Below are 19,871 nucleotides of genomic sequence, written 5' to 3' on the forward strand. Positions count from 1 at the left end.
GGAGTGGTGAACCCGCCGGTACCCAAACAGGGACCGGGGTGGGGACAAAATCGATAGGCGATGCGAGAGGCAGCCGGCTCAGAGAGACGGTTGCCGGATGGGGCGCTACAGGGCCTGTCCGGGCGTGTCGAACCACGTGGTCAGGATGGCCTGTGCGGCGACCTGGTCGAGCGCTGGTTTCTGGCGGCGACCGCTGACGCCGGCTTCGGCCAGCAGCGACTCGGCGACCAGCGAGGTGAGGCGCTCGTCGACCAGCCACACCGGCAGGTTGAAGCGCCCCTTCAGGCGCTGCGCGAATTTCTTCGCCAACCGGGTCAGCTCATGCTCGGTGCCGTCGGTGTGGGTGGGCAGGCCAACCACCAGCTGCGCCGGGCGCCATTCGGCGATCAGCGCACCGATGCGGGCAAAGCGGGCGTCGTTGGCCTCGGCGGCGATGGTTTCGAGCGGGTGGGCGATCGCGAGTTCGAGTTCGCCGACAGCGACACCGATACGAGCCTCGCCGAAGTCGAACGCCAATGCGGTGCCGTGGCGGTCAGGCATGCCCCACCTCGCCGGACAGCAGCGAGGGGTCGAAGCCGAGCAGCGCCACCGCCGCGTCGTAGCGTTCTTCCGGGGCATGGCCGAAGATGATCTCCGGGCGCGCCGGCACGGTCAGCCAGGCGTTCTGCGAGATTTCCTCTTCGAGCTGGCCGCTCTCCCAGCCGGCGTAGCCGAGCGACACCAACAGCGTGTCGGGCCCCTCGCCCTTGGAGACGGCGGTGAGCACGTCTTTCGACGTGGTCAGCGCGACATCATCGGTGACAAGCAGGCTCGATTGCCAGCTGCCTACCGGCGTGTGCAGCACGAAGCCGCGGTCCGGGTGCACCGGGCCGCCGAAGTAGACCGGCAAGCCGGCCTGCTCGTCGCTGATCGACAGGCCGATCTGCTCGAACAGTTGGGCCAGCGCGATGCCGGAGGGCTTGTTGACGATCACGCCCATCGCGCCGTGCTCGCCGTGCTCGCACACATACACCAGTGCGTGGGCAAACAGCGGGTCGGCCATATTGGGCATGGCGATCAGAAATTGGTCGGCAAGCGATAGCGGTTCCATAGGAAGCATTATGGCACAGCCGAACGGTGCGGGCGGTGAATCCAGTCATGGAAACGCAGACGCCAATAGGTTTTTGTCATGATTTTTTCACAATGGATTGCCTCCGTTCGAGCGCCCGGACGGCGCGTTCGGCGCAAGGCTTGCTAAAATCGCCGCTTCTGACGACTTTTCCCGCTCCGAGGCCGTTTTGCGACTGACCCACATCAAGCTTGCCGGATTCAAATCCTTCGTCGACCCGACCGCGATCCCGGTGCCGGGCCAACTGGTCGCGGTGATCGGCCCGAACGGCTGCGGCAAGTCCAACGTGATCGACGCGGTGCGCTGGGTGCTGGGCGAATCGTCTGCCAAGCAGCTGCGCGGCGAATCGATGCAGGACGTGATCTTCAACGGCTCGACCACCCGAAAACCGGTCGGCCGAGCCTCGGTGGAGCTGGTGTTCGACAACGCCGACGGCGCGCTCACCGGGCCGTGGGGTCAGTACGCCGAGGTGGCGATCAAGCGGGTGCTGACCCGCCAGGGCGAGTCGAGCTACTACATCAACAACCAGCAGGTGCGCCGCCGCGACATCACCGACCTGTTCCTCGGCACCGGCGTCGGTGCTCGCGGCTACGCGGTGATCGAGCAGGGCATGATCTCGCGCATTATCGAGGCGCGCCCGGAAGAGTTGCGCGCCTATTTGGAGGAAGCCGCCGGCGTCTCCAAGTACAAGGAGCGCCGCCGCGAGACCGAGAGTCGTCTGGCCGATACCCGCGACAACCTGGAGCGCATCGGCGACTTGCAGCAGGAACTGGAGCGCCAGGTCGAAAGGCTGTCCGAGCAGGCCGAAGTGGCATCGCAATACCATGACCTGCGTGGCGCGCTGACCCACAAGCAGAATCTGCTGGCTTTGGCGCGCCGCGAGGAAGCCGCGCGTAACGAGGCGGCGGCACGCGCCGAACTGGCGCGGCTGGAAACCCAGGAGGCCGAACTCGACGCGATGGCGACCGGGGTCGAGGCCGAGCTGGAGCTGTTGCGCGAGCAGCACTACGCCGCCAGCGACGCGGTGCAGGCGGCGCAGCAGCAACTGTCCGATGCCAACGCGCAGCTGGCGCGCTTGGAAGAGCAGCAGCGCCACCGCCTGCAGAACCGCGAGCGGATCGAGCGCGAACTGGCCGCCGCCCGCAACGAGCGGCAGACCTTGGCCGAACAGAAGAGCGCGGTCGAACTGGAGCTGGACGAATGGCTGCCGCGCCGCGAAGAGGCGATGCTGGCGCTGGAAGAGGCGCAGATGGGCCTGGAGGACGGTGCCGACAGCCTGCCTGCCGCCGAGGCCGAATTCCGCCGCCACGAACAGGCACTGAACGACCTGGTGGCCAAGCAGGCCAACCTGACCCGCGAAAGGGATCTCGCACGCCAGCAGCGCGAGCACCTGACGCGCAGCCAGGAACAGCTGGCCGGTCGCGAGGCGGCGCTAGCCAAGGAGCTGTCCGACCTCAACCTGCCCGAGCGCGTCGCGCTGGAGGCGGCGCAGGCCGAGGTGGAGCGCGCCAAGAGCGCGCTGGAGGCGGTGCGCGCGCGGCTGACAGCCGACGAGGCGAAGCTAGCCGATCTCGCCAGCGAGCGCGAGAAGCTCGACGAGACGCTCAGCCAGCGCCGCGCCGAGCACGCCCGTGCCGAGGCCGAGGCCGGCGCCCTGGCGGCGATGCTGGCGCGCGAGTCGGCCGGCGAGGCACTGCAGGACTGGTTGGCCGAACGCAATCTGTCCGACGCGCCGCTGCTGTGGCAGGCGGTGACGGTGCCTCCCGAGTGGCAGGTGGCGTTCGAGGCGGTGCTGGCCGAACGGCTGTCGGCGCGCGCCGCCGCGCTGCCGGGCGAGGCTCCGCCGGCCGCGCTGGCGCTGGTCGACGGTGCTTCGCCCAACGCAGTCGCTGCTGCCGGCAACCGCCCGAGCCTGCTCGGCAAATTGACCGTGCAGGCGCCATTCGACGCGGCGCTGGCCGACTGGCTGGCCGGTGTGTACTGCGTCGACTCGCTCGACGCAGCGATCGCGCGGCGCGGCGAGTTGGCAGCCGGCGAATGCTGGCTGACCCCGGACGGCCACCGGGTGTTCGCCGCCAGCGTGCTGTTCCACAGCGAGGCGAGCGGAGACGGCCTCTTGGCCCGCAAGGCTGCCTGCGAGGCGGCCCAGGCCAAGGTCGACGCGCTGCTGCCGGAGCTGGCGCAGCTGCAGCGCCGCCGCGAATCGCTGGTCAGCATGGCCGGCATGTTGGCCGAAGCGGCGCGAGCCCAGAAGGGCTCGCTGAGCCGGCTGGAAGCGGAGCTGAACGCTGCCACGCTTGAACATGTGCGGCTCGACCAGGCGGCCCGGCAGGGCGCGGCGCGCCTCGCCGCGATCAACGCTGAGCGCGAGCGGCTGGCCGAGGAGCGCCAGGCCGCCGCCGAGACCATCGCCGAGGCCGAGATCATCGCCGAGGAAGCGGCGATCACGCTGGAGGAACTGGTCGAGGTGCTGGAGGAGGCGCGCATCGCCCGCCTCGATGCCGAGACGGGCCTGAACCTGGCGCGCAACAAGACCCGCGATGCCGAGCGGTTGGTGCACGAGGCGCGCCTCGCGCTCTCCACCTCGGAGCAGAAGAGCGGCGAACTGGCGCGGCGCGCCCGCGAGCTTGCCGACCGCGACGAGCTGTTGGCCGAACGGCTGGAGACGCTGGCGATGGAGGCCGAGGCCGGCGAGGAGGCGCTGCCCGAGGACGCGTTGCAACTGGCCTTGGCCAAACGGGAGCTGCACGAACAGCGCGTGGCCGAGAGCCGCGACACACTGAACGGTCTGACCGAGAAACTGCGCCAGCTCACCCAGCAGCAGCAGCAGGCGCACGCGGCGCTGCCGGCGATCCGCGAGGCGCGCCAGCAGTGGCTGCTGAAGGAGCAGGAGGCGCGCCTGGCGCTGGAGCGCTTCAACGAGGAATTGGCCGAGGCGAAAGCCGACGAGGCGGCGCTGCTGGCCGATCTGACCGACGCGGTGAAGCCGAACGCGCTGGCGGCCGAGATCGCCCGCATTGCCCGCGCGCTGGAAGGGCTCGGCGCGGTCAACCTGGCGGCGTTGGAGGAACTGGAAGAGGCAAGAAAACGCGGCGATTACCTGCGCGACCAGTCCGAGGACCTGGCGCAAGCGATGGCGACGCTGGAGGAGGCGATCGCCAAGATCGACGGCGAGACTCGCGAGATGCTGCAGGCCACCTACGACGCGGTCAACGCCAAGATGAGCGAGTTCTTCCCGACCCTGTTCGGCGGCGGCCGCGCCGAGCTGATGCTGACCGGCGAAGACCTTCTGGACGCCGGCATCCAGATCATCGCCCAGCCGCCGGGCAAGAAGAACAGCACGATTCACCTGCTGTCGGGCGGCGAGAAGGCGCTGACCGCGATGAGCCTGGTGTTCTCGCTGTTCAGCCTGAACCCGGCGCCGTTCTGCTTGCTCGACGAGGTGGACGCGCCGCTCGACGACGCCAATACCAGCCGCTTCTGCGACCTGGTGAAGCGCATGTCGGAGCGCACCCAGTTCCTCTACATCTCGCACAACCGCCTGACCATGGAAATGGCCGAACAGCTGGTCGGCGTGACCATGCAGGAGCAGGGCGTCAGCCGCATCGTGGCGGTAGATATCGTCGAGGCGCTGAAGATGCGCGAGGTGGCCTGAGCGCTGTCTCCAACGCTACTGCGCGGACGCGCTCGCGGAATCGCGTACTGCGGGTCCAACTCTTCCCGCCTTCCGTTCCGGGCTGTGCAAACGGGGGCCGGACCGGCGCCGTTTTGCCAGCTTGCGACGTGGAATAAGGCGCTGGCGGCATTCCAGAACGGGCTTTGATGTGTCGCAAGGTGACAGGGCGATGCCCTCGGCAGACTCGCGCCACTCGTCACCTTTGGAGCTCGCGATGACCATCGCCATCAAGCGCTGGGAACCGGAAAACCTGTTGTTCTGGCTGATCCGCGGCAAACGCATCGCCCGGCGCAATCTGATCCTGTCCACCCTGGCCCTGCACCTGAACTTCATCGTCTGGATGATGTGGAGCATGGTGGTGGTCAACCTGCCGGCGATCGGCTTCGCGCTGACCAGCCAGCAGCAGTTTCTGCTGGTGTCGATCCCTCCTCTGGTCGGCGCGCTGATGCGGGTGGTGTACGCGACCGCCTGGACGCTGTTCGGCGGCGGGCGCTGGTTGGCGCTGTCGACCTTGTTCCTGCTGTTGCCGGCCGCCGGCGTCGCCTACGTGGTGCAGCACATCGACGCACGGTTCTGGCTGCTGCTCGCCGTCGCCGCCAGCTGCGGCATCGGCGGCGGCGCGTCGTCTTCGCACCTGTCCAATACCAGCTTCTTCTTCCCCAAATCGGAAAAGGGCCTGGCGATGGGCATCAACGCCGGCTTCGGCAACCTCGGCGTGTCGGTGGCGCAGCTCTTGATCCCGCTGACCATCGCTGGCGCGATGTTCGGCCGCCTCGGCGGCGAGCCGCAGATCTGGGGCATGGGTAGCGAGGTGCGCGAGGTGTGGCTGCAGAACGCCGGCTACGTCTGGTGGCCGGTGATCCTGATCGTTGCCGCGGCGTGCTGGCTGTACAGCCACGACCTGCCGGACATCCGCCTCACGCCGCGCGACCAGCTGACGATGATGGGTGAGCGCCATACCTGGGCCATCTGCCTGCTCTACATGGGCAGCTACGGCACCTTTCTCGGTTTCGCCGCCGCGTTTCCGCTGCTGGTTGGCAAGATGTTCCCGCTCGACAATGCAGCCGCCTACGCCTTCATCGGCCCGATGGTGGCGGCGCTGTCGCGGCCGTTCGGCGGCTGGATGGGCGACCGGGTCGGCGGCGGCATCGCCTCGTGCGGCGCTTACGCGCTGATGGCGCTCGGTACGCTCGGGGTGTTTGTCAGCCTGCCCGGCGAGAACGACGGCGGGCAGTTCTGGTTGTTCCTGGCGATGTGCTTCCTGATCTTCCTCGCTGCCGGCGTCGGCAACGGCGCCTCCTATCAGCTGGCGCCCAAGGTGTTCCTGATCGAGGCCGGCCGCGAGGCGGCGGCGCGCGGAGAGACCGTCGCCGATGCCTACGCGCGCGGCGGCAAGCGCGGCGCGGCGGCGATGAGCGTCAGCTCGGTGATGGCGGCATTCGGCGGCTTCGTGATCCCCAAGACCTTCGGCAGCTCGCTGGACCTGACCGGTAGCTTCGTGCCGGCCTTCGGGGTGTTCTTGGTGTTCTATCTGATCGCGATGGTAGTGGCATGGTGGCTGTATGCACGCCCCGACGCGCCGATGCGATGCTGATTTAAAATCATGCCCATGAACCGACTACCTGTGCCGCGCGGTCTTGCGCTGGCGATCCTTTTTTCACTGACTGTCCATGCGGTGTTGCTCGCGGCGCTCAGGCCGTGGCCGGCCGGATCGCCGTCGGGGACGGTTCCGTTACAGGTCGGCCTGTTGGTGCAAGGTGATGGTGAGAAGGCCGCCGGGAATGAGGTCAGGCCGGCTGGGCGCGGCACCATGCCGGCAGCTTCGCCCGCGCGTACGACCCCGCTGCCCGCTGTGTCCCATCCGCTGAATGCTCCTTCCCAGCCGTCGCGGACGATGGCCGCTCAGACGGCCGATCGGGCGCTGCCGGTCGGCAAGTCGGCCGAAACAGCGGCAGCGCCAGCACAGAAGTCGGCGTCGCTGTCGGCGCAAAGCCAGACGGTAGCGGCCGATACTGGGCATGCCGGCACTGCGGCCAATCCGGCCACGGTTCCCGGCGAGCAGGGGAGCACCGCTGGGGGCAGCGATAGCGGCGCAGGCAGCGGGCAAGGCCAGGGGGGCGGTCATGCGATTACGCCGGTGCGTGATGGATCCTCCCGTTTCGACCACCCTCGGCCCGCCTATCCGGCTCGTTCGCGCGATCTGGGTGAGGAGGGGCGGGTGGAGTTGAAGGTGAGGGTCGGGCACGACGGAATACCACTCGAGGTGAGGATATGGCACTCCAGCGGCTTCCAGCGGCTCGATCGCGCCGCGCAGCGGGCAGTCGAGCGCTGGCTCTTCGCTCCGGCGCCCGACGGTGACACGCCGGTCGAGGCGTGGCCGAGTGTGAAGATAACGTTTTCACTGGCCGACTACTGACCCGTCCAACGCAAAACAGCCCGACATGTGGCGGGCTGTTGCATTGCATTCGACCTGCGTGGCTGAAGCCGTGTCGATCAGCTGGCGGCGATCGCCTCGATCGTGATGTCCAGTTTCACGTCGTCGCTGATCGCCGGCACCATCATGCCCATGCCGAAGTCGCTGCGCTTGATGGTGGCTTCGGCGTTGGCGCCGTAGGCCTGCTTGCCGCCGGCCATCGGATGCTTGCCGCCGCGGAAGTTGGTGATCTTCAGGGTGACTGGCTTGGTTACGCCCAGCAGGGTCAGGTTGCCCTTCACTTCGGTCAGCTTGTCACCGCTGAATACCAGGTCGTTCGACTTGAACGTGATGGTCGGGTACTTGGCGACGTTGAAGAAGTCGGCGCTCTTCAGGTGCTTGTCGCGGGCCGGCAGGTAGCTGTTCAGCGAGTTGGCATCGATGCTGATGTCGACGCTGCCCTTCTTGGCGGCGTTGTCCAGTACCACGGTGCCGCTGGTCTGGGTGAATACGCCGGACTGGATCGAGAAGCCCAGGTGGCTGACTTCGTAGCCGGCGTGGGTGTGGGTCGGGTCCACTGAGTAGGTTACCGGGGCGGCGAAGGCACTGGCGGTGAGGCCGGCCAGGACGGTGGCGAGCAGAGTCTTGCGAAGTTGCATCGGATTCTCCGTTTGAGTTGGACGTTGCTGGTTTATTTGCCGTTCAGGGCAACTTTGAATTTGATCTGCACTGCATCGGCGACGGTGCCATCATCGGCCCACTCGCCCTCGCCGATCTTGTACGCGGTGCGCGAGATCGGCAGCACGCCCTCGACCAGGGTCTGGCCGCCGGTGCTCTTGGCGGTGAACGGGGCCGACACGTCGCGCGTGGTGCCCTTGATGGTCAGCTTGCCGCTGAACTGGTAGCGGTCGCCGCCCAGCGGCTTGATGCTGCTGGTCACGAAGCGCGCGGTCGGAAACTGGGTGGTGTTGAACCATTCCTTCTTCTTCGCCTCGCCTTCCGCGTCGCGGGTCGGCAGCGCGATCGAGCCGGTCTGGATGGTGATGTCGGCACGGCCGGCGGCGGCCTTGGCCGGGTCGAAGTCGATGTTGGCGTTAAACGCCTTGAAGCGGCCGTCGACCGGCACGTTCAGCTGCTTCATCGTGAAGCCGATCTGGCTCTTGGCCGCGTCGATCGGCTGGGCCAGCGCCAGCACCGGCAGTGTGGCTAGGGTCAGGGCGGTGATCAGTCGCATCGTGGTGTCCTGTTAGCGAGTGGGCGATAAGAATTGGGTCAACGGCGCTGGGCATGCGGGCTCATCCGCCACAGCAGGCCGTCGCGGTCGACGAAATGGTGCTTGAAGGCGGCAGCGACATGGCCGGCCACACAGGCGGCCATACTCCAGTTCAGCCACTGGTGCACGCTCTTGAGCAGGTCGCCGAGCGCCTCGTCGCGGCCGACCAGCTCGGGCAGTTGCCAGAGCTTGAACAGCACCACGGGGAAGCCGTACGCCGAGCTCATCGCCCAGCCGGTCAGCGGGATGGCGAACATCAAGACGTACAGCGCGAGGTGGCCGGCGTGCGCGGCGGCGCGCATCAGGCCTTGAGTGCTCTCCGGCAGCGGGGGCGCGCCGTTGACGAGACGGTAGACCAGTCGCAACACGGCAAGCGTCAGCACGGTGATGCCGATCCACTTGTGCCAGGCGATCAGCTTGAATTTGGCCGGCGACAGCGGCAGGTCGGCCACGTAGAGGCCGAGGGCAAAGCCGCCGACGATCAACAGGGCAACCAGCCAGTGCATGGCGATCGCTGGCCGGGAATAACGGTCAATCTGCACGTTCAGAATTCTCCATGTAGTCGAGGTTGGCCGAGCGGAACGCGTCGCCGAGGCGGCGCAGTTCGTTGCGGATTTCCCCGAGTTCGGTTGCGGTAAAACAGGCGAACGCCGCCTGCATATGTGTCATGTGGGCCGGAAACACGCGCTGGAACAGCGCGTCTCCCTCCGCGGTCAGCCGGATCGTCACGCAGCGCCGATCGCCGGGGGGCGTCGTGCGCGACACCAGTCCCTTGTCGATCAGCCGGTCAATCACCCCGGTCAGCGTGCCCTTGGTGATCAGCGTCTTTTCCGACAGTTCCCTCGCCGTCATGCCTTCGGTGTTGCCCAGTGTCGCCACCACGTCGAACTGTGGCGGCGTCAGTCCCATCTCACGCACGTGCGCGTCCGAGAACTGTTCGAAGGCCTGGAAGGTCTGAGCCAGTTCACGCATCAGTGGCAGGAAGGTTTCCTTGCTGTGATTTGTCATAGAGGCTTCCAAATAGTTCCGACTAGTTTAGTTCTAGTTAGAAATAAATGCTAGCCGGAAAAATGAAAATGCCCGTCACCCTGCCACCCCAAATGGGTTTCGTTATAATGGCCCTCATTCCAACCGATCCCGTCCGGACTCCGACATGAGCGAATTGCAAATAGGTCTCCTGGTGCTCGGCGCCGCCATCATCACCCTGGTCTTCGGTTTCAACGTGTTCCAGGAGTGGCGTTTCCGCCGCAAGACGCGTCAGGCGTTCGCGCGTCAGCATTCCGACGTGCTGCTCGACGTGCCGAAGAACCATGTGCGCGACGGCGTGAAGGCCGACCGCCTCGAGCCGGTGTTCCCCGGCGCCGCACCGGCTGCCGAGCGGGTCGAACCGGCCAGCCTCAACAACAAGCCGTCACAGCCTGCCGACGCCGCCGCGCCAGCCATCGCTGAGCCGCAGCGAACGGAAGAGATCCCGCCTGTACACGCCGAGCCGATGATGGATGTGAACGAGCTCAAGCTCGTCGATCTGGCCTGGCTCGATGACTCGCTCGACTTCATCGCCGACATCGCACTGACCGCGCCCCACGCGCTCACCAGCGTGCCGCGTTTCAATACCACGCGCCGCGTGCAGATGATCGGCTGCACCGAGCAGGGGCGCTGGCAGCCGGTCGAGGCGCTGCCGGGCGTGCGCTATGTGGCGTTTCGCATCGGCCTGCAACTGGTTGATCGCAGCGGCGTGTTGTCCGAGGCGGATCTGGGCCAGTTCTGCCAGCAGGTCACCCAGTTCGCCGACGCGCATGACGCGGCGGTGAGTTTCCCGCACCGTCACGAGCAGCTCACCGCGGCCCGCGAGCTCGACCAGTTCTGCGCCGAAGTCGACGTGATGATCGGCATCAACATCGCGCCGAGCGCACCGATCGACGGCAGCCGACTGCGCGTCGTGGTCGAAGCGGCCGGCTTCATGCTCGAGCCGGATGGCGCGTTCCACTACCTGTCGGAGCACGGCAACACGCTGTACACGCTGACCGCGGCCGACCAGACGCCGTTCACCCCGCATACGCTGCTCGACAAACCGTTCGCCGCGCTGACCCTGGTCTACGATGTGCCGCGCGTCGAGGGCGGCGTTGTCTCGTTCGACCAGGCGCTGGCATTCGCGCGCAGCCTCGCGCACGAGTTCGGCGGCCAGCTGGTCGACGACAACAGCCGTCCGCTGACCGACGCCGGTCTGGCGCGGATCCGCCAGCAGCTGGCGCAGATCTACGAGCGCATGCAAGAGCGCGAACTGGAGCCGGGCGGGGACGCCGCCCTGCGGCTGTTCGCCTGATTTTTTCCTGATGATTGTGATGTCGGGCCGGCCACTGTGCCGGCCCGTTGCGTTGACGAGGCCACCATGTCCCTAACCGATCCGGCTACGCGCCTTGCCGAGCTGACCGAACTGCTCAACCGCTATGGCTACGAATACTATGTGCTCGACGCGCCGAGCGTGCCCGACGCCGAATACGACCGGTTGTTGCGCGAACTCGAGGCGATCGAGCACTCACACCCCGGGCTGAAGCGGCCCGATTCGCCGACCGTGCGTATCGGTGGCGAGCCGTTGTCGGCGTTCGAGCAGGTGACCCACGCGGTGCCGATGCTGTCGTTGAACAATGCCTTCTCCGACCTGACGCTGGAGACATTGGCCGAACGGCACGCCGAACTCATCGCGTTTGACGAGCGGGTGCGCAAGGGGCTGGGCGTTGCGACTGTCGAGTACGTCGCCGAGCCGAAGTTCGACGGTCTGGCGATCAGCCTGCTGTACCGCAACGGCGTGCTCGTCCAGGCGGCGACCCGTGGTGACGGCGTGACCGGCGAAAACGTCACCGAGAACGTCCGTACCGTGCGGGCGATCCCGCTGCGCTTGAACACCGCAGCGCCGCCGGCCCTGCTCGAGGTGCGCGGCGAGGTGCTGATGCTCAAGCGCGACTTCGAACAGCTGAACGTCGACCAGCTCGCGCGCGGCGACAAGGCCTTCGCCAACCCGCGCAACGCCGCCGCCGGCAGCCTGCGTCAGCTCGACTCCAAGATCACCGCGCGCCGCCGTCTCTCGTTCTTCGCGTATGCGATCGCTCAGGTCGACGGTGCGGCTTGGCCGGACAGCCATGCGGCAGAACTGTCGTGGCTCGCCGAGTTGGGGCTGCCGGTGCCCGAGGCCAGCCTGCGCCCCCGGCTCAACGGCGTCGCCGAACTCGCCGCCTATTACGAGCAGGTACATCAGCGCCGTGCCGGCCTGCCGTTCGACATCGACGGCGTGGTCTACAAGGTCAACCGACTGGACCAGCAGGACGAGCTTGGCTTCGTGTCGCGCGCGCCGCGCTGGGCGATAGCGCACAAGTTCCCGGCCGAGGAGGCGCTGACGGTGGTCGAGTCGATCGACGTGCAGGTGGGCCGAACCGGCGCGCTGACCCCGGTGGCGCGACTGCAGCCGGTGTTCGTCGGCGGCGTAACGGTGACCAATGCCACCCTGCACAATGAGGACGAGGTGCGCCGCAAGGATGTGCGCGTCGGCGACACGGTGGTGGTACGCCGCGCCGGCGACGTGATCCCGGAGGTGGTGTCGGTGGTGTTGGAGCGGCGGCCGATGCGGCCGAGCACCGGCGGTGCCGACCTGTTCGATCCCGCCGAAGAGCCGCTGTATCCGGCCTACCGCCTGCCGAACCGTTGCCCGGTGTGCGGCAGCCATGTGGTACGCGAGGAGGGCGAGGCAGTCGCACGCTGTTCCGGCGGCCTGATCTGCCGCGCGCAACGCAGCCAGGCGATCCAGCACTTCGCCGGGCGGCGGATGATGGACATCGAGGGTCTGGGCGAGCGTTACATCGAGAACCTGGTCGATCTCGAGTATGTGAACAGCGTCGCCGACCTGTACACGCTGACGCTCGACGACCTGTTGGAAATGAAGCGCCGGGCCGACGAACGCGACGGCGTGGTGCCGGAGACGGTACAGCAGGGCAAGATCGCGACGAAATGGGCGGAGAACCTGCTCGCCGGCATCGCCGCCAGCAAGACCCCGCCGCTGGCGCGGCTCTTGTTCGCGCTCGGTATCCGCCACGTCGGCGAATCGACCGGCAAGACCTTGGCCGACTGGCTAGGCCGGCTCGACTATGTACGCCGTGCCCCGGCCGCGCTGCTGGCCGCCTTGCCCGACATCGGCGCGGTGGTCGCCGACGCGATCGCCGAGTTTTTCGCCGAGCCGAACAACGAAGTCGGCCTCGACGCGCTACTGGCCGCCGGAGTCGCACCGCAGGACGAGCATGCGCCGTCCCCGAGACTGGCCGAACGGCTGGAGCCGGCCTTGTTGCTGGCAAAACTCGGCATCCCGAAGCTGACCGAGATCCGCGCGCAGCAGCTGACGGCACAGGTCAATGGCCTAGCCGCCTTGGCGGGGCTGGAGCGCCGACAGGTGATCGGGCTGAGCCTGCCTGCCGAGGTGGTCAACGCGCTGGCCGATTGGCTGGATGGGGCGGGTCATCGCGAGCAGCTCGTTGCACTCGACGCACTGCGCGCCGAGCTGCTTGCCGCGTTGCCGGCCGAAAGCGCGGCGGCGCAGGTGCTGGACGGCAAGACCCTGGTACTTACCGGCACCCTGCCGACCTTGAGCCGCGATCAGGCGAAGGCACTGATCGAAGCGGCTGGCGGCAAGGTGGCCGGCAGCGTGTCGAAGAAGACCGATTATGTGGTGGCCGGCGAGGCGGCCGGCAGCAAGCTTTCCAAGGCAGAAGAGCTCGGGGTGCCGGTGCTCGACGAGGCTGGCCTGAAGGCATTGCTGGGCAACTGAGTGGCCGGTCTATGCTCGATTCAGTTGGGGGCGAGCGATACCTGTGGGTAAAATGGCCGGTATAACCATCAGAGATGACGTGAGCAAGATGACGAAAAAGATTACCAAGGCGGTGTTTCCGGTGGCCGGCATGGGTACCCGGTTCCTGCCGGCGACCAAGGCCAGCCCGAAAGAGATGCTGCCCATCGTCGACAAGCCGCTGATCCAGTACGCGGTGGAAGAGGCGGTCGCCGCCGGCATCACTGAAATGATCTTCGTCACCGGCCGCAATAAGCGCAGCATCGAGGACCATTTCGACAAGGCGTACGAGCTGGAGAACGAGCTGGAGATCCGCAACAAGCAGAAGCTGCTCAGCCTGGTGCAGGAAATCCTGCCGCCGCACGTCAGCTGCCTGTACATCCGCCAGACCGAGGCGCTCGGCCTCGGTCATGCAGTGCTGTGCGCCCGTCCGGCAGTCGGGGACGAGCCGTTCGCGGTGATCCTGGCCGACGACCTGATCGACGGCGAGCCGGGCGCGATGGAGCAGATGATAAAGCTCTACGAGGCCAGTGGCGCGTCGGTGCTGGGCGTTGAGAACGTCGCGCGCGAGGAGACCGGTTCCTACGGCATCGTCGAAGTCGCTCCGGTTGCGGAAGGCTGCCAGCAGGTCAGCAGCATCGTCGAGAAGCCGCACCCGGACGTCGCACCGTCGACGCTGGCAGTCGTCGGCCGCTACATCCTGACACCGCGCATCTTCGACAAACTGCGCGAAACCCGGCCCGGAGCCGGTGGCGAGATCCAGCTCACCGACGGCATCGCCGCGCTGCTGAAGGAAGAGCGGGTGCTGGCCTTGCCGTTTGAGGGCACTCGCTACGATTGTGGTTCCAAATTGGGTTATTTGAAGGCAACCATCGCATATGGCTGCAAGCATCCCGAGGTCGGGGTAGAATTCGCCCATTACTTGAAGACTCTTGACTGCTAGAGACTTCGCACTGACCCAATCGACGCCCCGAAAGGGGCGTTTTCACGTTTATGTCGTTAGGAGTAGCCATGCCCAACCTTGCTGAAGCCAACGGTATCCTCAACAGTGCCGACGTGCTGTTCACCGCCGAAGAAGTGACCGCCGCGGTCGACCGGATGGCCGCCGAGATCACCGCCGATCTCGGCACTTCCTACCCGTTGGTGCTGGCGGTGATGGGCGGCGCGGTGGTGTTCACTGGCCAACTGCTGCCGAAACTGGCGTTCCCGCTGGATTTCGACTATGTGCACGTGTCCCGCTACGGCGACAAGACCCAAGGCGGTGAATTGCTGTGGAAGACCGCACCGAAAGAAGAAGTACGCGACCGCGTGGTGCTGGTGCTCGACGACATCCTCGACGAGGGCCACACCATGGCAGCGATCCGCGACCGCGTGCTGGAAATGGGCGCCAAGTCGTTCCACTGTGCGGTGTTCGCCGACAAGATGATCAACAAGGACAAGCCGATCAAGGCTGACTACGTCGGCATCGACATGCCGGACCGCTACGTGTTCGGCTACGGCATGGACGTGCGCGGCGCCTGGCGCAACCTGCCGGCGATCTACGCACTGAAGTAATCGGCTTGGCCAACGTTTGATACACCCCGCCCTGGCATTGCTGGCGCGGGGTATTGTTTTTCGGAGTAGGATTACATCAGCATCACTGGCGTGCGGATGAGGGGGCTCTTACCGTCGCGAGCGTTTCACAGGAGAGACGCTTGGTGCGTGAATGGGCGTATCGCGGATACGGACGCCGACCGCCCGGCGAAGCATCCGGAATGTGCAGTGGATTGTAGAGGGTCCTGTCGTTGGATCCTGGCAGATAGAACAACAAGGAGAGCATCATGCTGGCCATCATCGGCGGCAGCGGCCTGGCCCGCCTGCCCGAACTCGACGTCGAACACCGCCGTGTCGTTCGCACCCCGTACGGCGACCCATCCTGCGCACTGACCTTCGGCCGCATCGGCAGCCAGAGCGTCGTGTTCATCGCCCGTCACGGCTACGGCCATTCCTTGTCACCGCACGAGATCAACTACCGCGCCAATCTTTGGGCGCTGCAGGAACAGGGGATACGGGGCGTGCTCGCGATCGGCGCCGTTGCCGGCATTCGCCCCGACATGGCCCCGGGGATGCTGGTGGTGCCGAATGACATCATCGATTACACCTGGGGGCGCAAGCACACCTATTTCGAAGGCGCTGGCCGACCGGTGACGCATGCCGATTTCAGCGAGCCGTACGATGCGGCGCTACGCCGGCGCCTGCTCGAGGCGGCCGAGGCCGCCGGCGTCGACATCGTCGACGGCGGCGTGTACGCCTGCAGCCAAGGACCGCGCCTTTCCACTGTGGCCGAGATCAACCGGATCGAGCGGGACGGCGCCGATATCGTCGGCATGACCGGCATGCCCGAAGCGGCACTGGCCCGCGAGCTGGGCATCCCCTACGCACATCTGTGCGGCGTGACCGGATGGGCGGCCGGCAAGCGCATCGGCGAGGGTAACGGTAGCGCCGGTGCGTTCGACCCGGACCACGCCAGCACGGCGATGGAGCGAGTTCGCAAGCTATTTGGCGTGCTGTTCTGAATGGCTGCGGTGGTTGAGGTAACAGGGAAGTTATGAGGGTGTCTGGAGCTTGGGAATCGTTGCAGCGCTACTGCCCATTGCGTCCTTAGAGCCTGTTCAAAGTCTTTTGACGGACTGCGCTGTCCGTTTGCCGGGCCTGCCCTCCGGGACCGTACCCTGCCGGCACACCGCGTTGTCGTTCGTCCCTGGCAGTGAAAGTAGTACAGCGAGGCCGCATAACAACGCCAAGGGGGTTGTTAGCGGCTCTTAGCCGTGGCGGCGGGCGGGGAATTGTGCTTGGCAAGTTAGCAACCCTCACAGCATCCTGTTTTTCCTGACTCCTGACTCCTGACTCCTGACTCCTGACCTCTTGGGGAAGAGTGTGCCTTGCAAGTCCTGACTGGAGGGTAACTTGACCTGTGAGTGGGTGTTGATTGACGATTTTGGGCTGGCTTGTGCTTTGCATGCTGGCCTAACTGTGTCGCAACAGGAGTTGTGCCTGTGTCATTACGGTGAGTCTTGCCAATCAGAGGCCAGGCGCTTGGCTCGACGCTACTCAAGCTGGCTTAGGCTGTTGGGTACGGAGTGCATATAGTTTTTAGGCATCTGCATGGTATGCTTACTAATTGATTTTATTGGACTTAACCACCCAGGTAGTGACCCAAGCTGCCTTTGAACAGTTCTCCTAGAGCACCTCTTCGCTGAAGAGCGGCAGCTCCTTGTGATGCCGAGGTTGCATTGGAGTTGTTCAAGTGTTTGGCGATACGGTCGAAAATAGTATGTCTTTCAGCATGCAATGTATCGGGGCTGAAGGAGAGGAGTCTGCAATGACTTTGAGGTTTTATTGGTAATATTTTATGACATAGATATGCTTCTTTGTTGTTTGCAGCTACCTTTTTTTGCTTATTGCAACACTGTGCTCAAATGAAAAACTGGACGCGTCTACATTAACCTGATTGTAGGCATGGGTAGTTAGCATCGCGGATTAGGAATCAAAACTGAAGATGAGCTTCAGTAGGTGGACTTCCATTGTCTATCTATGAATTGGAAAGTTTCCGGGTTTGATTAATTTTCAAGTTTGATCGAGAAATAAGTTTTCTGTGCTAAATAAAATTTTCTGCACTACGATCAAATTCCATTGATAACGTAATTTTTAGCTGGGGTGGTGATGTCATCGGTAAAAGAGGGTATGTTTGACAATCAAACAATTTTGGTGACTGGAGGAACTGGTTCTTTTGGTAATGTTTTCTTGCCGATGACTCTGGAGAAGTTCAATCCTAAAAAGGTAATTGTTTATTCCAGAGATGAAATGAAGCAATGGGAAATGGCCAAGAAATTTCAGGGCGATTCCCGGGTGCGTTTTTTCATCGGCGATGTGCGCGATAAAGATCGTTTGTACCGCGCGCTGGACGGAGTCGATTACGTCGTGCACGCAGCCGCCACCAAGATCGTGCCGACGGCCGAATACAATCCCTTCGAGTGTGTCAAAACGAACGTGAACGGCGCGATGAACCTGATCGATGCGTGCATCGACCAGGGCGTCAAGCGGGTCGTGGCGCTGTCGACCGATAAGGCGAGCAGCCCGGTCAATCTGTATGGGGCCACCAAGCTGGCGTCCGACAAATTGTTCGTGGCGGGCAATTCCTACTCGGGCGGCGAGGGCACCCGGTTCGCTGTTGTCCGCTACGGCAATGTGATGGGGTCGCGCGGATCGGTCATTCCCTTCTTTATGTCAATCAAAAACAAAGGCGTGTTGCCGATCACCGACGAGCGTATGACTCGCTTCATGATCTCGCTGGAAGAGGGCGTGGAACTGGTCTGGCATGCCTTCGAGGACATGGAGGGCGGCGAAATCTATGTGAAGAAAATCCCGTCGATGAAAATGACCGACCTTGCCCGCGTAATCGCCCCCGACGCACGGCAGGAAATCATCGGCATTCGTCCGGGCGAGAAGCTGCACGAGCAGATGATCAGCGCCGAAGACGCCTACTACACCTACGAGTATCCCGAGCACTTCAAGATACTGCCGAATATCAACGGCTGGGCGACCTGCGAGAAGCGCATCAAGGACGGCAAGAAGGTGGCAGAGGGCTTTGTCTACGCCAGTGACAATAACAGCGAGTGGATGGACGACGCCCAGCTGCAGGCTTGGCTCGATCGCAACGCCAACAAGATTGGGAGCTTCTAAGCGATGATTCCCTACGGCCGCCAAGACATTACCCAAGCCGATGTCGATGCCGTCCTCGATGTGCTGCAATCGGACTTCCTTACTCAGGGGCCGATGGTGCCGCGCTTCGAACAAAGTGTGGCCCGCCATGTCGGCGCGAGCCATGCCGTGGCGGTCAACAGCGCCACGTCTGCGCTGCATATCGCCTGCCTTGCATTGGGGCTCGGCCCAGGCGACCGTTTGTGGACTTCGCCGATCACCTTCGTCGCCTCGGCCAACTGCGGGCTGTATTGTGGCGCCACGATCGACTTCGTCGACATCGACTCTTGCACCTACAACCTGTGTCCGCAAGCGCTCGAACGCAAGCTGGAGCAGGCTGAGCGAGAAGGCACGCTGCCCAAGGTCGTCGTGCCGGTCCACCTGTGCGGCCAGCCCTGCGACATGGCCGCGATCCATGCTTTGTCCCAGCGCTATGGCTTTAAGATCGTCGAAGACGCTTCCCACGCGATCGGAGGCAAGTACCGCGGGGAGTTCATTGGCAATTGCCGCTATAGCGACATCACCGTGTTCAGCTTCCATCCGGTGAAGATTGTCACCACCGCAGAAGGCGGTATGGCGCTGACCAACGATCTCGAACTGGCCAACAGAATGAATCTGCTGCGCAGCCACGGCATTACCCGCGACCCGGTCCAAATGACCTGCGAGAGCGACGGCCCGTGGTACTACCAGCAGATCGACCTCGGCTTCAATTACCGCATGACCGAACTGCAGGCTGCGTTGGGCGTTTCGCAGATGGAACGGCTGGACCAGTACGTCGCGCGCCGCCACCATTTGGCCCGTCGCTATGACGAGCTACTGGCAGGCTTGCCGGTGACCACGCCTTGGCAGCATCCAGACAGTTATTCCGGTCTGCACCTCTACGTCATCCGCCTGCGACGGGACAAGCTCGACAAGAGCCACCGCCAGGTTTTCGAGTCCCTGCGTGAGAGGGGCATCGGCGTCAACCTGCACTACATCCCAGTGCACACCCAGCCCTACTATCAGCGCATGGGTTTTCTACCTGGCGATTTCCCGCAAGCCGAAAGTTACTATCGCGAGGCCATCAGCCTGCCGATGTTCCAGACCATGACCGAGTCGCAGCAGAATCAGGTTATCGCGGCCCTGCGTGAGGTATTAACATGAAACTGGCCATTATTCCTGCCCGAGGTGGCAGCAAGCGCATCCCGCGCAAGAACATCAAGACGTTCTGCGGTAAGCCAATGATCGCCTGGTCGATCGAGGCAGCGCTCAAAAGCGGCTGCTTCGATCAGGTGATCGTGTCCACCGATGACGCGGAAATCGCCGAGGTGGCACGTCGGTACGGCGCTGCCGTGCCTTTCATGCGCCCTGCCGAACTGTCCGACGACCACACTGGCACCATCCCGGTTATTCGCCATGCCATCGAATGGGTCAACACCCATGATCAGATGGTCGAACATGCCTGCTGCCTGTATGCCACAGCGCCGTTCGTCAGTGGTGATGACATCCGACGCGGTTTGGAGATCATTACCAATGACGATGTTGACTACGCCTTCTCGGTCACCACGTACGCCTTTCCCATTCAGCGGGCCATCCGCATCACCGCAGAGGGCCGGGTCGAGATGTTCAACCCGGAACATTTCAACACTCGTTCTCAAGACCTGGAAGAGGCCTGGCACGACGCCGGCCAGTTCTACTGGGGGCGTGCCGAAGCCTGGCTGCAGGGGAGGGTGATTTTCAGCCCGGCTTCCGTTCCCGTCCCATTACCCCGTCATCGGGTGCAGGATATCGATACCCCGGAAGACTGGGTGCGCGCCGAGTGGTTGTTCAAGGCCATGCAGTCCTAGGGCAGAA

The 19,871-nt window shown here is 64.3% G+C and carries 17 protein-coding genes; 11 read left to right on the forward strand and 6 right to left on the reverse strand.

Annotation, left to right across the window (positions count from 1 at the left end):
• Positions 1 to 105: 105 nt before the first annotated feature.
• Entirely contained in the window at positions 106 to 540 is a 435-nt protein-coding gene (ruvX, locus tag QU481_RS13015) for a Holliday junction resolvase RuvX (protein ID WP_289830452.1), read from the reverse strand.
• Positions 533 to 1,090, reverse strand: coding sequence for a YqgE/AlgH family protein (locus tag QU481_RS13020; RefSeq protein WP_289830453.1), 558 nt, complete (start codon positions 1,088 to 1,090; stop codon positions 533 to 535). Before QU481_RS13020 ends, ruvX begins: the two co-directional genes overlap by 8 nt.
• A gap of 187 nt (positions 1,091 to 1,277) precedes the next feature.
• Here QU481_RS13020 and smc point away from each other — a divergent pair, with 187 nt between their 5' ends.
• The 3 genes from smc to QU481_RS13035 all read left to right on the forward strand — a co-directional run bounded on the left by smc (position 1,278) and on the right by QU481_RS13035 (position 7,200).
• Positions 1,278 to 4,763, forward strand: a complete 3,486-nt coding sequence (gene smc, locus QU481_RS13025; RefSeq protein WP_289830454.1) for a chromosome segregation protein SMC — start codon at positions 1,278 to 1,280, stop codon at positions 4,761 to 4,763.
• 235 nt (positions 4,764 to 4,998) lie between these two features.
• Positions 4,999 to 6,378: an MFS transporter gene (locus QU481_RS13030; RefSeq protein WP_289830455.1), complete on the forward strand. Its 1,380-nt coding sequence runs from the start codon at positions 4,999 to 5,001 to the stop codon at positions 6,376 to 6,378.
• Between the two features lie 15 nt (positions 6,379 to 6,393).
• Positions 6,394 to 7,200 (forward strand): energy transducer TonB, encoded by an 807-nt coding sequence (locus QU481_RS13035; RefSeq protein WP_289830456.1) that lies wholly within the window; start codon positions 6,394 to 6,396, stop codon positions 7,198 to 7,200.
• 77 nt (positions 7,201 to 7,277) lie between these two features.
• On the opposite strand, the gene QU481_RS13040 is transcribed toward QU481_RS13035, so the two are convergent.
• Genes QU481_RS13040 through QU481_RS13055 form a run of 4 tightly spaced genes read right to left on the reverse strand, consistent with a single transcriptional unit; the run spans position 7,278 to position 9,478 of the window.
• Positions 7,278 to 7,856, reverse strand: coding sequence for a YceI family protein (locus tag QU481_RS13040; protein WP_289830457.1), 579 nt, complete (start codon positions 7,854 to 7,856; stop codon positions 7,278 to 7,280).
• A gap of 32 nt (positions 7,857 to 7,888) precedes the next feature.
• On the reverse strand, positions 7,889 to 8,431 hold the full coding sequence (locus QU481_RS13045; protein ID WP_289830458.1) for a YceI family protein: 543 nt from the start codon (positions 8,429 to 8,431) through the stop codon (positions 7,889 to 7,891).
• Positions 8,432 to 8,469: 38 nt separating this feature from the next.
• Positions 8,470 to 9,012, reverse strand: coding sequence for a cytochrome b (locus tag QU481_RS13050; RefSeq protein ID WP_289830459.1), 543 nt, complete (start codon positions 9,010 to 9,012; stop codon positions 8,470 to 8,472).
• Positions 9,002 to 9,478 (reverse strand): MarR family winged helix-turn-helix transcriptional regulator, encoded by a 477-nt coding sequence (locus tag QU481_RS13055; RefSeq protein WP_289830460.1) that lies wholly within the window; start codon positions 9,476 to 9,478, stop codon positions 9,002 to 9,004. Before QU481_RS13055 ends, QU481_RS13050 begins: the two co-directional genes overlap by 11 nt.
• A gap of 145 nt (positions 9,479 to 9,623) precedes the next feature.
• Between QU481_RS13055 and QU481_RS13060 the strand changes: the two genes are divergently transcribed.
• The 8 genes from QU481_RS13060 to pseF all read left to right on the forward strand — a co-directional run bounded on the left by QU481_RS13060 (position 9,624) and on the right by pseF (position 19,864).
• Complete coding sequence (locus QU481_RS13060) at positions 9,624 to 10,793, forward strand: cell division protein ZipA C-terminal FtsZ-binding domain-containing protein (RefSeq protein ID WP_289830461.1); 1,170 nt, start codon at positions 9,624 to 9,626, stop codon at positions 10,791 to 10,793.
• Between the two features lie 66 nt (positions 10,794 to 10,859).
• On the forward strand, positions 10,860 to 13,280 hold the full coding sequence (gene ligA, locus QU481_RS13065) for an NAD-dependent DNA ligase LigA (protein ID WP_289830462.1): 2,421 nt from the start codon (positions 10,860 to 10,862) through the stop codon (positions 13,278 to 13,280).
• 88 nt (positions 13,281 to 13,368) lie between these two features.
• Complete coding sequence (gene galU, locus QU481_RS13070) at positions 13,369 to 14,241, forward strand: UTP--glucose-1-phosphate uridylyltransferase GalU (protein ID WP_289830463.1); 873 nt, start codon at positions 13,369 to 13,371, stop codon at positions 14,239 to 14,241.
• Positions 14,242 to 14,309: 68 nt separating this feature from the next.
• Positions 14,310 to 14,852 (forward strand): hypoxanthine-guanine phosphoribosyltransferase, encoded by a 543-nt coding sequence (locus QU481_RS13075; protein ID WP_289830464.1) that lies wholly within the window; start codon positions 14,310 to 14,312, stop codon positions 14,850 to 14,852.
• A 266-nt stretch (positions 14,853 to 15,118) separates the two neighbouring features.
• Positions 15,119 to 15,853 (forward strand): S-methyl-5'-thioinosine phosphorylase, encoded by a 735-nt coding sequence (locus tag QU481_RS13080; protein WP_289830465.1) that lies wholly within the window; start codon positions 15,119 to 15,121, stop codon positions 15,851 to 15,853.
• A gap of 1,168 nt (positions 15,854 to 17,021) precedes the next feature.
• Entirely contained in the window at positions 17,022 to 18,020 is a 999-nt protein-coding gene (pseB, locus tag QU481_RS13085) for a UDP-N-acetylglucosamine 4,6-dehydratase (inverting) (protein WP_289830466.1), read from the forward strand.
• A 3-nt stretch (positions 18,021 to 18,023) separates the two neighbouring features.
• On the forward strand, positions 18,024 to 19,181 hold the full coding sequence (gene pseC, locus QU481_RS13090) for a UDP-4-amino-4,6-dideoxy-N-acetyl-beta-L-altrosamine transaminase (RefSeq protein WP_289830467.1): 1,158 nt from the start codon (positions 18,024 to 18,026) through the stop codon (positions 19,179 to 19,181).
• Positions 19,178 to 19,864 carry a pseudaminic acid cytidylyltransferase gene (gene pseF, locus QU481_RS13095; RefSeq protein WP_289830468.1) on the forward strand — a complete coding sequence of 229 codons (687 nt, stop codon included), beginning with the start codon at positions 19,178 to 19,180 and terminating at the stop codon, positions 19,862 to 19,864. The genes pseC and pseF overlap by 4 nt, the downstream gene beginning before the upstream one ends.
• The last annotated feature ends 7 nt before the right edge of the window (positions 19,865 to 19,871 follow it).

Origin of the sequence: Crenobacter oryzisoli, assembly GCF_030385785.1 — a bacterium.
Lineage (GTDB): Bacteria > Pseudomonadota > Gammaproteobacteria > Burkholderiales > Chromobacteriaceae > Crenobacter_A > Crenobacter_A oryzisoli.

Coding starts and splice junctions, on each gene's coding strand:
- QU481_RS13060 (WP_289830461.1), top strand. CDS start 9,624: ATGAGCGAATTGCAAATAGGTCTCCTGGTGCTCGGCGCCGCCATCATC.
- galU (WP_289830463.1), top strand. CDS start 13,369: ATGACGAAAAAGATTACCAAGGCGGTGTTTCCGGTGGCCGGCATGGGT.
- ligA (WP_289830462.1), top strand. CDS start 10,860: ATGTCCCTAACCGATCCGGCTACGCGCCTTGCCGAGCTGACCGAACTG.
- ruvX (WP_289830452.1), bottom strand. CDS start 540: ATGCCTGACCGCCACGGCACCGCATTGGCGTTCGACTTCGGCGAGGCT.
- QU481_RS13075 (WP_289830464.1), top strand. CDS start 14,310: ATGCCCAACCTTGCTGAAGCCAACGGTATCCTCAACAGTGCCGACGTG.
- QU481_RS13030 (WP_289830455.1), top strand. CDS start 4,999: ATGACCATCGCCATCAAGCGCTGGGAACCGGAAAACCTGTTGTTCTGG.
- QU481_RS13020 (WP_289830453.1), bottom strand. CDS start 1,090: ATGGAACCGCTATCGCTTGCCGACCAATTTCTGATCGCCATGCCCAAT.
- pseF (WP_289830468.1), top strand. CDS start 19,178: ATGAAACTGGCCATTATTCCTGCCCGAGGTGGCAGCAAGCGCATCCCG.
- QU481_RS13035 (WP_289830456.1), top strand. CDS start 6,394: ATGAACCGACTACCTGTGCCGCGCGGTCTTGCGCTGGCGATCCTTTTT.
- QU481_RS13040 (WP_289830457.1), bottom strand. CDS start 7,856: ATGCAACTTCGCAAGACTCTGCTCGCCACCGTCCTGGCCGGCCTCACC.
- pseB (WP_289830466.1), top strand. CDS start 17,022: ATGTTTGACAATCAAACAATTTTGGTGACTGGAGGAACTGGTTCTTTT.
- QU481_RS13055 (WP_289830460.1), bottom strand. CDS start 9,478: ATGACAAATCACAGCAAGGAAACCTTCCTGCCACTGATGCGTGAACTG.
- pseC (WP_289830467.1), top strand. CDS start 18,024: ATGATTCCCTACGGCCGCCAAGACATTACCCAAGCCGATGTCGATGCC.
- QU481_RS13080 (WP_289830465.1), top strand. CDS start 15,119: ATGCTGGCCATCATCGGCGGCAGCGGCCTGGCCCGCCTGCCCGAACTC.
- QU481_RS13045 (WP_289830458.1), bottom strand. CDS start 8,431: ATGCGACTGATCACCGCCCTGACCCTAGCCACACTGCCGGTGCTGGCG.